Annotated in this window: 9 protein-coding genes; 2 read left to right on the forward strand and 7 right to left on the reverse strand. The window is 57.1% G+C overall.

All coding sequences use genetic code 11. The features are described 5' to 3' along the window. Positions 1-23: 23 nt before the first annotated feature. Positions 24-323 (reverse strand): ArsR/SmtB family transcription factor, encoded by a 300-nt coding sequence (locus ECL_RS09285; RefSeq protein WP_013096507.1) that lies wholly within the window; start codon positions 321-323, stop codon positions 24-26. 161 nt (positions 324-484) lie between these two features. On the opposite strand from ECL_RS09285, the gene fusA reads away from it, so the two are divergent. Beyond that, a complete protein-coding gene (gene fusA, locus ECL_RS09290) occupies positions 485-2,584 on the forward strand; it encodes an elongation factor G (protein WP_013096508.1) in 2,100 nt (699 codons plus the stop codon). A gap of 35 nt (positions 2,585-2,619) precedes the next feature. Here the strand turns inward: fusA and ECL_RS09295 are convergent, their stop codons facing one another. Then, positions 2,620-3,192 carry a flavin reductase family protein gene (locus ECL_RS09295; protein ID WP_013096509.1) on the reverse strand — a complete coding sequence of 191 codons (573 nt, stop codon included), beginning with the start codon at positions 3,190-3,192 and terminating at the stop codon, positions 2,620-2,622. A 108-nt stretch (positions 3,193-3,300) separates the two neighbouring features. Here ECL_RS09295 and nhoA point away from each other — a divergent pair, with 108 nt between their 5' ends. Beyond that, positions 3,301-4,137: an N-hydroxyarylamine O-acetyltransferase gene (nhoA, locus tag ECL_RS09300; protein WP_013096510.1), complete on the forward strand. Its 837-nt coding sequence runs from the start codon at positions 3,301-3,303 to the stop codon at positions 4,135-4,137. A gap of 115 nt (positions 4,138-4,252) precedes the next feature. Here nhoA and ECL_RS09305 read toward each other — a convergent pair whose 3' ends face one another. The 5 genes from ECL_RS09305 to ECL_RS09325 form a co-directional block, all read right to left on the reverse strand. Next, a complete protein-coding gene (locus ECL_RS09305; protein WP_013096511.1) occupies positions 4,253-4,966 on the reverse strand; it encodes an isochorismatase family protein in 714 nt (237 codons plus the stop codon). A 597-nt stretch (positions 4,967-5,563) separates the two neighbouring features. Further along, complete coding sequence (narI, locus tag ECL_RS09310; RefSeq protein ID WP_013096512.1) at positions 5,564-6,244, reverse strand: respiratory nitrate reductase subunit gamma; 681 nt, start codon at positions 6,242-6,244, stop codon at positions 5,564-5,566. Further along, positions 6,241-6,936, reverse strand: coding sequence for a nitrate reductase molybdenum cofactor assembly chaperone (gene narW, locus ECL_RS09315; RefSeq protein WP_013096513.1), 696 nt, complete (start codon positions 6,934-6,936; stop codon positions 6,241-6,243). Before narW ends, narI begins: the two co-directional genes overlap by 4 nt. After that, positions 6,936-8,480 (reverse strand): nitrate reductase subunit beta, encoded by a 1,545-nt coding sequence (gene narH / locus ECL_RS09320; protein ID WP_013096514.1) that lies wholly within the window; start codon positions 8,478-8,480, stop codon positions 6,936-6,938. The genes narW and narH overlap by 1 nt, the downstream gene beginning before the upstream one ends. Further along, the gene (locus ECL_RS09325) at positions 8,477-12,217 is read right to left on the reverse strand and encodes a nitrate reductase subunit alpha (protein ID WP_013096515.1); all 3,741 of its coding nucleotides are present in this window, start codon (positions 12,215-12,217) and stop codon (positions 8,477-8,479) included. The genes narH and ECL_RS09325 overlap by 4 nt, the downstream gene beginning before the upstream one ends. Between the last annotated feature and the right edge of the window lie 45 nt (positions 12,218-12,262).

Raw genomic sequence — 12,262 nt, forward strand, 5'->3', positions numbered from 1 at the left:
CGGATATCAACGTAACCGCAGCGCTACTCAGCCCGCAGCAATATCGCCATCAGCCCAGGAAAACGGGCATCCAGATCGTCTCTTCGCAGTGAAATCATATTCTCTCGCCCCTGCGGGCGCTGCCAGATAACGCCGCTGTCGCGTAGCACGCGCCAGTGGTGGGTCATGGTGGATTTCACCACATCGTCCGGGCGCAGCGCGTTGCAGCTCAGTTCACTGCCATCGGCCAGCCTGCGGATAATCGATAGCCGGAGCGGGTTGCCGAGAGCAAATAGCACATTTTCCAGCAGTATTTGTTCAGGTTCGGGGTGGTTTGGGATCATCGTTTTCCTGCGTCAACGTTCAGATTGAGCTATATCAACAATAGGTCAACCGTGAAAAAATAGTTCGATAATACTCGTACAATAGGACTATTATAGCAAACGAACACACAGGCGACCATCCCGGTCGTCACAACTCAGTCTTACAGACTTAAGGAAATATTATGCCCCGACCCATCCCTCTCGAACGTTATCGCAATATCGGTATTTCCGCGCATATCGATGCCGGTAAAACGACAACCACCGAACGCATCCTGTTTTACACCGGGATGAGCCACAAGCTGGGTGAAGTACACGATGGCGCGGCAACAACCGACTGGATGGCGCAGGAGCAAGAGCGCGGGATCACCATTACCTCCGCGGCCGTCAGCTGCTTCTGGCCGGGTATGGACAGAGGGTTTGAACCGCACCGGATCAATATCATCGACACCCCGGGGCACGTGGATTTCACCATTGAGGTGGAACGTTCCATGCGCGTGCTGGACGGTGCCGTCATGGTGTACGACTCTGTGGGTGGCGTGCAGCCGCAGTCAGAGACCGTCTGGCGTCAGGCGAATAAATATCATGTGCCGCGCCTGGCGTTCGTCAACAAAATGGACCGTCCGGGTGCCGATTTCTTCCGCGTCGTACGGATGATGCAGGAACGCCTGAAGGCGAATCCGGTGCCTATTGTGATCCCTGTGGGCGCGGAAGAGCATTTCACCGGCGTGGTGGATCTCATCAAGAAGCGTACCATTGTGTGGGATGATGCCACACAAGGCATGGTGTTTAACTATGCGCCGGTACCGGACGAATTGCTGAGCACCGCGCAGGAGTGGCGGGAAAAAATGGTCTCTGCGGCAGCAGAAGCCAGCGACGCGCTGATGGATAAATACCTGGAGACGGGCGACCTTGATGAGGCTGAGATCATCAAAGGGCTGCGTATTCGGACCATCTCCGGTGAAATCCAGCCGATGCTGTGCGGCAGCGCCTTTAAAAACAAAGGGGTACAGCGCATGCTCGATGCGGTGATTGAGTTGATGCCATCCCCGCTGGATGTACCGGCCATCGACGGTGTGGACGAAAAAGGGCAGCATGCGGAGCGTCATCCAAGTGATGAAGAGCCGTTTTCTGCGCTGGCGTTCAAACTGATGAGCGATCCGTACGTCGGGCAGTTGACCTTTATTCGCGTTTACTCTGGCGTGTTGAGAAAAGGCGACGCGGTGTATAACCCGGTGAAGGGCAAGAAAGAGCGTATCGGACGCATCGTGCTGATGCATGCCAACGATCGTCACGAGGTGGACGAGCTGCGCGCCGTTGATATTGCGGCCTGTGTGGGTCTGAAGGATGTGACCACCGGGGACACGCTCACCGATCCGAATGCGATCATCACGCTTGAGCGAATGGAGTTCCCGGACCCGGTGATCTCCCTTGCCATCGAGCCAAAAACCAAGGGCGATCAGGAGAAAATGGGCATTGCCCTGCAACGCCTGGCGGCGGAAGATCCGTCTTTCCGTCTGCATACCGATGAAGAGTCCGGCCAGACGATTATCTCCGGTATGGGTGAGCTACATCTTGAGATTATCGTCGATCGCATGAAGCGTGAGTTTGGCGTCGAGGCGAACATCGGCCGTCCGCAGGTGACCTACCGCGAGACGCTGCGCAAAGCGGTGAAAGATATCGAAGGCAAATTTGTCCGGCAGTCCGGCGGTAAAGGGCAGTACGGGCATGTGGTCCTGAGCCTTGAGCCGTTAGAGCCTGGTAGTGGCTTCAAGTTTGAAGATGCCACGAAGGGTGGCGTGGTGCCGCGTGAGTATATTCCCTCTGTGGAAAAAGGGCTGCGCGAAGCCATGAACAGCGGCGTGCTGGCGGGGTATCCGGTTGTCGATGTAAAAGCGACCCTGACCTTTGGGTCGTATCACGACGTCGACTCCTCGGAAATGGCGTTCCGCATGGCGGCGATCCTCGGGTTTAAAGAGGGCGCTCGCAGAGCGGATCCGGTGATCCTTGAGCCGGTGATGCATGTCGAGGTGGAAACGCCGGAAGAGTACGCCGGTAATATTATGGGCGATCTCTCATCCCGTCGTGGCATGGTGCAGGGCATGGAAGAGCAGTACGGCAGCCAGATTATCCGCGCTGACGTGCCGCTGGCAGAGATGTTTGGATACGCCACCACGCTGCGCTCGATGTCGCAAGGGCGCGCGACCTACACGATGGAGTTCCACCATTTTGCGGAAGCACCGCGCAATGTGGCGGATGAGATTATTGCCCGGCGTGCGAAGTAATACGTTCACCCTCTCCCCGATGGGGGGAGGGTATATCAATCCAGCGCCTTCACCATTTTCCCACTCGCCACAAACGTCCCGGCTCCCAGATGGTGCAGGGTATTCAGCTTATCCCCGTCAAACTGCCAGCGTCCGGCGACAAACGCGCGTTCATCGGCGGCGGCTGAAACCACTTCCCCGAATAGCGTATCGTACTTTTCTGCAGCGGATGTAACGGGTAATAACCGGCACTCCATCCACGCCAGACATTTCTCTTCAATGACGGGCAGGCCGAGTGCCGGACCGTTCACCACCGGGATGCCGTAGCAGTTGAATTTGTCTTCGTCGCGCCCGCTAACGCTACCCACCGCGTAGGTCCAGTTGGCGGCGGACACGCCGGGAATGACGATGCCAAATTGCCCGCTGCGTTCAATTAGTTCACGCGACCAGGTGCTTTTATCCACCACAATGGCGATACGCGGTGGTTCAAACTCAACCGGCATCGACCACGCGGCAGCCATAACGTTACGCCTGTCCAGGGTTTCATCCCGACTGGTGATAAGCACGGTGGGACCATGGTTTAAAAGACGGCTGGCATGACGTAATTCAACAGGACGAAAGTGGTTCATAGGGTCTCCTCATTAATAACGATGAGTATGGCGAAAAAGCACGGAAATCAAAGTGGACACGTAAAATTAGTTTATAAACAGAACATCACTGTTAAAGGAAACTGATGCATGTCCCCATTTCTGACTGCCTATTTCGCCCGCATCGGCTGGAAACAACCGGCTACTGTTGATATCGACACCTTGCGCGCGCTGCATTTACATCACAACTGTGCGATCCCGTTTGAGAATATCGATGTCGTTCTGCCGCGCGAAATACAGCTCGACGATCAAAGCCTTGTCGACAAACTTGTTAAGGCGCGTCGCGGGGGGTATTGCTTTGAACAAAATGGCTTGTTTGAGCGCGTGTTGCGCGAAGTTGGGTTTACGGTGCGCAGCGTGCTGGGACGTGTGGTATTAGCGAATCCACCACAAATGCCGCCGCGCACGCATCGCCTGTTGCTCGTCGAACTTAACGGCGAGCGCTGGATTGCCGACGTTGGGTTTGGCGGCCAGACGCTGACGGCACCGATTCGTCTGCTTGCCAACCAAGAGCAGGAGACGCCGCACGGGCTGTATCGTCTGCTGAGCGAGGGGAACGACTGGGTACTACAATTCCGTCACCATGAGCACTGGCAGTCGATGTACCACTTTGACCTGACGACACAATATTTCAGTGATTACGTCATGGGGAATTTCTGGTCGGCGCACTGGCCGCAGTCCCATTTCCGCCATCATCTGCTGATGTGCCGCCATCTGCCTGACGGCGGCAAACTGACGCTGACCAACTTCAACTTTACTCACTGGCAAAAGGGCCATGTAGAGGAGCAGATCCATCTTCCTGATGCTGCGGCGCTGTATCAGTTGATGCAGGAACGCTTCGGGCTGGGTGTTGACGATCCGAAGCACGGTTTTTCCCTGGCAGAGTTGACGGCGGTGATGGCAGGGTTTGAAACTCACGGAAAATAGCCTTCTCGCTATCGGCCACGAAACTCGCGCCGATAGCGAGAAGGCGAGGTGTTATTAAGCCTCCGTGTGCCAGCCAGTATAGAGACCTGGCTGGCGACGGGGATCAAGTCCGGTCTTATTCTGTGACTGGCAGCGCCATAACGTCTTTGGTCGTCATAATCTCGGCAAACACATCGGCAACACCGGCTAATGCCGCACGTTGCAGCGCTTTGTGGTCCACCACGCCACCCTGACCATCATCCAGATCGCGTGTTGCTGTCGCATCTTCAGGGATAATCACGTTATAGCCCAGCGGAACAGCGTCACGTGCGGTAGAGGAAATGCACATGTGCGTCATCAGGCCAATGACTATCACCTTTTTGATCCCTTTTTTCTTTAATTGCGCATCCAGATCGGTGCCAACAAAAGAGCTCGGGGTCGCTTTGGTGATAATGGCTTCGCGTGCAGAAGGCTGTAGGTCTTGATGGAACTTGGCATAAACAGACCCTTCGGCAAACAGCGGGCTATCCTTTGGCGCTATATGGCGCACGAAGTACACCTGCATCCCCTTTTGATGGGCATAGCTAACCAGCTTTTGACTGTTCTTCAGTACCTTATCGCCATCAGGGATCACCATCTGACCACGAAAATTTTTACCTGCGTAATATTCGTTTTGGATATCCACCACGATTAACGCAGTTTGTGAGGCGGATAAAGACGAAGTCGCCGTTGCGCCTGTCATTGCACGAATGGTTTTGCTATTCGTGCCGGTCGTTTCCTGCGCGCTAGCATAAGTGGAAAAAGTGCTCATCATGCCGATCAGCAATGCTGTACGAAAAAATGGTTTCATCACGCGAACTCCTTCTGTGTTGTGTTCGGGAGCCATTATTCCGCACAGTTGCTCACAGTATGAGTCACCTGGAGAACCAATAACGATACTTTTGGGCCATTATGAGACGACATTTCGTGGTGGAATTTTCTTCTGCAAAGCGGCATGCTTCAGCCTTCATCGCCCGGTGGCGGCTACGCCTTACCGGGCCTACAGCCCACGCGGCGGCATCATTCGAAGGCATGTTGATATGGAAATCGTTTTGCGAAATAAATTCAGTTCATTGGGTATGTTGCTGGGAGGAATTGCACTCATTCTCTCAATGCCGGAATTATTCTCGCTGTTATGGCTCTGGGGCTTTCGTTCATCGGAGGGATGTGCAAGGAGAGCCGTTGGGGGATCTCCGGGGCACTTCTTTTCTCCGGGCTAACGCTAACGTTCCATGCTGTGCTACTTGCATTCGGATTGATCGTCGCGGTGCTGTTGCTGTTATTTATTCTCTCTCTGGTAACCGGAGGGGCAGTAAGTTGACATTAAAGCCCGGTGGCGGCTACGCCTTACCGGGCCGACAGGTGCTCGAACGTAGGTCGGGTAAGGCGAAGCCGCCACCCGACAAAATCAACGGCGCGATCTCACCACCTGATACCGACGGGTAAAATACTCAAACGGTGCGCTCCACACGTGCACCAAGCGGGTGAACGGGAAGATAAGGAAAATAGTCATCCCCAGCACCAGATGAACGCGGAAGATGGGGGCAACGCCACTCAACATTTCCGATGAGCCGCCCTTAAACGTCACAATTCCCTGCGCCCAGCCGACCAGCTTCATCATCTCACTTCCGTCAGGATACTGGGCGGAGAAGGGGATGGTGGTCAGCCCCAGAATGCACTGTATCAGCAAGATACTCATGATGATGATATCCGGCGTGGTGGAAGTGGCGCGCACCCGCTGGTTGAACAGGCGGCGAATCAGCAGCATGGACCCGCCAATCAGCGTCAGCACGCCGCAAATCCCCCCTGCAATCATGGCTAACTGCTGCTTAACCGCGACGGGTAAAAACCAGGCATACATCCAGTGCGGGGTTAGCATGCCGAACAGGTGGCCGAAGAAAATCCCCAGGATCCCAATATGAAACAGGTTAGAGGCCCAGTTCATACCGCGTTTGCTGAGCATCTGGCTCGATGAGGCGCGCCAGGTGTATTGCCCGTAGTCGTAGCGCAACCAGCTGCCGAGGAAAAACACGGTGGCGCAGATGTAGGGGTAAATGTCATAGAAAAAGACGTTCAGGTAATGTGTCATTTTGGGCCTCCGGCGCTGACGTCTACGTACTGCGGCGCGACGTCCTGGCTAAAGCGTCGTTGATAGTGCTGCATCGGCGAGCTGTCGCACGATGTGGCGTTGTCTTCGATAAACTTGACCTGTTCCTCTTCCCATACGGCGTCCAGCGCCTGGCGGGTATCATCGCGTTTCTCCGTGGCCACCTGTTTCGCCACGCTGTCGCTGGAAAGCCGCGTTCCGGCCAACACCAGCAGGGCATCAAACAGCTGATAATGCGCCACGCCGCGCTGCTTCAGACGCCCGCCAATCAGCGCCAGGATAGGCGCGACGTTCTGCAATCCTTCGCGCGCCTCGTCGTCCGTAACGATACTGAGGTACTCCAGATAGAGCGGCAGATAGTCCGGCAGTTCGCGGCAGTCGAGCTGTAGCCCGGCTTTCTCATACTGGCCCATCAGGTCGACCATTGCCTGACCGCGATCGCGGGATTCAGCGTGAACATGCTCGAACAGCAGCAGCGAGGTCGCGCGGCCACGCTCAAATACCTCGCACCACTCGGCCTGTTTATCCAGCAGCGGGGCGCTCAGGTGCTGACGGGCAAATGACAGCAGCATGGGTGCGTCCTGCTCAATGAGCGAAAGCGCTTCCTCGCGATTTTCCCACAGGGTCTCATCGGGATACTCAATCAGCAGCGCGATGATTTTGAGGATCTGCATTACTCTCCCTCCCCATGTTCGCGCACCTCGGTGATGTTGATGGCATCAATCCGGCTGCTGTTGAAGAGGTTAAATTTGGTGTCAGAGCCGTGGCAGCCGTCGCCAAAGGTGAAGCCGCAGCCGTTACGTTCCGGGAAGGCATCGCGCGCCATTTCACGGTGGCTGGTGGGGATCACGAAACGATCCTCATAGTTGGCGATGGCCAGATAGCGGTACATCTCTTCAACCTGTTCCACGGTAAGGCCTACCTCCTCAATCGCACGGGTGTCCGTGACGCCTTCTACCGTCTGGGAGCGCTTGTAGTGTCGCATCGCCATCATGCGTTTAAGGGCGCGCAGCACCGGGCCGGTATCTCCCGCGCTGAGCATGTTCGCCAGATACTGCACGGGAATGCGCAGGCTCTCTACGGCAGGCAGGACGCTGTCGCTCTGCGGCAGACCGCCTGCGTCAGCGTAGGACTGGATCGGTGACAGCGGCGGCACATACCAGACCATCGGCAGGGTGCGGTATTCCGGGTGCAGCGGCAGGGCCAGCTTCCAGTCCATCGCCATTTTGTAGACCGGGGAGCGCTGGGCCGCATCAATCACGTTCTGCGGAATGCCCTGTTTCAGCGCTTCTTCAATCACCGCCGGGTCGTTCGGGTTGAGGAACACGTCGCACTGGCGCTCGTAGAGATCGGTTTCATGCTCGGTACTGGCGGCCTCCTCAATACGGTCCGCGTCATACAGCAGCACGCCGAGATAGCGGATGCGCCCGACGCAGGTTTCCGAGCAGACGGTCGGCTGGCCGGATTCAATGCGCGGGTAGCAGAAGATGCATTTTTCTGACTTGCCGCTCTTCCAGTTGAAGTAGATCTTTTTGTACGGACAACCGCTGATGCACAGACGCCAGCCGCGGCATTTGTCCTGATCAATCAGCACAATGCCGTCCTCTTCGCGCTTGTAAATGGCGCCGCTCGGGCAGGTGGCGACGCAGCTTGGGTTCAGGCAGTGCTCGCACAGGCGCGGCAGGTACATCATGAAGGTGTTTTCAAACTGGCCGTACATCTCTTTCTGGATCTTCTGGAAGTTACGGTCGCGGGCGCGTTTTTCGAATTCGCCGCCCAGCAGCTCCTCCCAGTTGGGTCCCCAGACGATTTTATCCATCCGCTTGCCGTCAATCAGCGAGCGCGGGCGAGCGGTAGGGAGGTGATCCCCCTCCGGCGCGCGGTGCAGATCCTGATAGTCAAAGGTAAAGGGCTCATAGTAATCGTCAATCTGCGGCATGACGGGGTTAGAAAATATTTTCGACAGCACCCCCATTTTGCCGCCGAGACGCGGCGTCAGCTTACCGTGAATACCGCGGATCCAGCCGCCTTGCCACTCCTCCTGGTCTTCCCAGTTTTTCGGGTAGCCGATCCCCGGTTTGGTCTCGACGTTGTTAAACCACGCATACTCCATCCCTTCACGCCCGGTCCAGACGTTCTTACAGGTGACCGAGCAGGTGTGGCAGCCAATGCATTTATCGAGATTCAGTACCATGCCAACCTGTGAACGTATTTTCATTTTTTCGTCTCCTGTACCTGATCCCTACCTTCGCCATCCAGCCAGTTAATGTTTTTCATTTTGCGGATCATGATGAACTCGTCGCGGTTGGAGCCAACGGTGCCGTAATAGTTGAAGCCGTAAGCCAGCTGCGCGTAACCGCCTATCATGTGCGTCGGTTTCGGGCAGACGCGGGTCACCGAGTTATGAATTCCGCCGCGCCGTCCGGTCACCTCTGAACCCGGAATGTTAAGAATGCGCTCCTGGGCGTGGTACATCATGGTCATACCCGGCGGCACGCGCTGGCTCACCACCGCGCGGGCGGTGAGGGCGCCGTTGGCGTTGAAGGCTTCAATCCAGTCGTTGTCCTCAATGCCCAGTTCACGCGCGTCGGTTTCACTGATCCAGACAATCGGCCCGCCGCGCGACAGGGTCTGCATCAGCAGGTTTTCACTGTAGGTAGAGTGGATGCCCCATTTCTGGTGCGGCGTCAGGAAGTTGAGCGCTTTTTCCGGGAAGCCGTTCGGCGGGATCTCGCGCATATGGCTGACGCTGCGGGTATCAATCGGCGGACGGTAAGCCACCAGACTTTCGCCGAAGGCGCGCATCCACGGGTGATCCTGATACAGCTGCTGACGGCCGGAGAGGGTGCGCCATGGGATCAGCTCGTGAACGTTGGTATAACCCGCGTTGTAGGAGACATGCTCGCTTTCCAGACCGGACCAGGTCGGGCTGGAGATGATTTTACGCGGCTGCGCCTGAATATCGCGGAAGCGGATTTTTTCATCTTCTTTATTCAGCGCCAGGTGGGTGTGGTCGCGTCCGGTCAGTTCGCCCAGCGCTTCCCATGCCTTCACCGCCACCTGACCGTTGGTTTCCGGTGCCAGCGCGAGGATCACTTCGGCGGCATCAATGGCCGTCTCGATACGCGGACGGCCTTTCGCCGGACCGTCGAGCTTGACGTAGTTCAGCTTGCCGAGGAACTCGACCTCGTTTTGCGTGTTCCACGAGATCCCTTTCCCGCCGTTGCCGAGCTTGTCCAGCAAGGGGCCGAGGGAGGTAAAGCGCTCCCAGGTTTCCGGGTAGTTACGCTCGACGACCGCAATGTTCGGCGCGGTTTTGCCGGGGATCAAATCGCATTCGCCTTTGCGCCAGTCCTGAATATCAAACGGCTGGGACAGTTCCGCCGGGGAATCGTGCTGCAGAGGCTGCAACACGACGTCCGTTTCCGTACCAAGATGGCCGACGCACACGTCAGAGAAAACTTTGGCGATGCCTTTGTAAATCTCCCAGTCGCTGCGCGATTCCCACGCCGGGTCGACGGCGGCAGACAGCGGATGAATAAACGGATGCATGTCGGAGGTGTTCATGTCGTCCTTTTCATACCAGGTGGCGGTGGGCAGGACGATGTCAGAGAACAGGCAGGTGCTGGACATACGGAAGTCAAGCGTTACCAGCAGGTCGAGTTTGCCCTCAATGGCGTTAGCCTGCCAGTCGACCTCTTCAGGCTTCACGTCATCGGTCGAGCCTAAATCTTCTCCCTGGATCCCGCTTTCGGTGCCGAGCAAATACTTGAGCATGTACTCGTGGCCTTTGCCGGAGGAGCCAAGCAGGTTCGAGCGCCAGACAAACAGATTGCGAGGGTGGTTTTTACCGCTGTCGGGCTGCTCGCAGGCGAAGCGGATATCGCCCGATTTCAACGCCTGAACGGTGTACTCCTGCGGAGAAAGGCCTGCTGCCTCCGCGCGGGCTTTGATGTGCAGCGGGTTGAGGTTGAGCTGCGGCGCCGACGGCAGCCAGCCCATACGCTCGGCGCGGACGTTGAAGTCGATCAGATGACCGGTGAATCGGGATGCATCCGCCAGCGGAGAAAGCAGCTCCTGCGCTGTCAGCTTCTCATAGCGCCACTGGCTGGCGTGGTTGTAAAAGAACGAGGTGCTGTTCATCTGGCGCGGCGGGCGGTTCCAGTCCAGCGCGAAGGCCAGCGGCAGCCAGCCGGTTTGCGGACGCAGCTTCTCCTGGCCCACGTAGTGCGACCAGCCACCGCCGCTTTGGCCCACGCAGCCGCAGAAGACCAGCATGTTGATCATGCCCCGGTAGTTCATGTCCATGTGGTACCAGTGGTTTACCCCGGCACCGAGAATGATCATCGAGCGTCCATGCGTTTTGTGCGCCGTGTCGGCAAACTCACGGGCAATTTTTTCAATCAGATACGCGGGGACGCCGGTGATCTGTTCGCCCCAGGCCGGTGTATACGCTTTGATCTCACCATAATTTTCAGCCGCGTTACTGTCTTCCAGACCACGATCGAGACCGTAGTTGGCGAGCACCAGATCGTACACGCTGACCACATGTTTCTGGCTGCCGTCGGCAAGCGTCAGGGTTTTACTCGGCACGCGGCGGGTCAGCACTGGTTCCTGTTTCACGCTGCGAAAATGCGGGTTCTCATTACCGCCAAAGTAGGGGAAGGCGACATCCGCCACGCTGTCGTGGGTGATCAGCAGGGAAAGGGTCAACTCCGTTTCCTGACCCGCAGCCAGCGATTCCAGGTTCCATTTGCCTTTTTCGCCCCAGCGGAAGCCAATGGAACCGTTAGGAACCACCAGATTACCGGCAATATCAAAGGCGACGGTTTTCCACTCCGGGTTGTTGGCTTCGCCCAGCCCGTCCACAAGGTCGGACGCCCGCAGCATGCGTCCCGGCACCAGACGACCATCGGCCTGCTCATCCAGCAGAACCAGCATCGGCATGTCAGTGTAGCGGCGGCAGTAGTTGAGGAAGTAGTCGCTTGGGTTATCGAGGTGGAACTCTTTGAGGATCACATGTCCCATGGCCATCGCCAGCGCGCTGTCGGTCCCCTGTTTGGGGGCGAGCCACTGGTCGCTCAGTTTGGCAACTTCTGAGAAGTCCGGCGTGATGGCAACGGTTTTGGTCCCTTTATAACGAACCTCGGTAAAGAAATGGGCGTCGGGGGTGCGCGTCTGGGGAACGTTAGAGCCCCAGGCGATGATATAGCTGGAGTTGTACCAGTCGGCGGACTCCGGCACGTCGGTCTGCTCGCCCCAGGTCATGGGCGAGGCGGGAGGCAGGTCGCAATACCAGTCATAGAAACTCAGGCAGGTACCGCCGAGCAGAGAGAGATAGCGGGTACCGGCAGCGTAAGAGACCATCGACATCGCCGGAATAGGCGAGAAACCGGCCACGCGGTCCGGGCCATAATTTTTGATGGTCCAGACGTTGGCGGCGGCAATCAGCTGGTTCAGCTCTTTCCAGTTCGAGCGGATAAACCCGCCTTTACCGCGTGCCTGTCGGTAGCTCTGCGCTTTTTGCGGATCGTTTTGAATGGCATCCCAGGCGAGTACCGGGTCGCTGTGCTGCGCCAGCGCCTCGCGCCAGAGTTCAATCAGCCTGCGGCGCACCAGCGGATATTTGAGGCGGTTGGCGCTGTAGAGGTACCAGGAGTAGCTTGCGCCGCGTGGGCAACCGCGTGGCTCATGGTTAGGCAGGTCCGGGCGAGTGCGGGGGTAATCGGTCTGCTGGGTTTCCCAGGTCACCAGTCCGTTTTTGACATAAATCTTCCAGCTGCAGGAGCCGGTACAGTTCACGCCGTGGGTAGAGCGCACAATCTTGTCGAACTGCCAGCGCTGGCGGTAGCTGTCTTCCCAGTCCCGGTTGGTGTGATACACCTGCCCGTGCCCATCGGCGAAACTGTCGCCTTTTGTTTTGAAGTAACGAAAGCGGTCCAGCAGTTTGCTCATGACATTTCTCCTGCTTCGATAGCATGGCCGGAGGGTGCTGCATCA

This window comes from Enterobacter cloacae subsp. cloacae ATCC 13047, from assembly GCF_000025565.1.
Taxonomy (GTDB): domain Bacteria; phylum Pseudomonadota; class Gammaproteobacteria; order Enterobacterales; family Enterobacteriaceae; genus Enterobacter; species Enterobacter cloacae.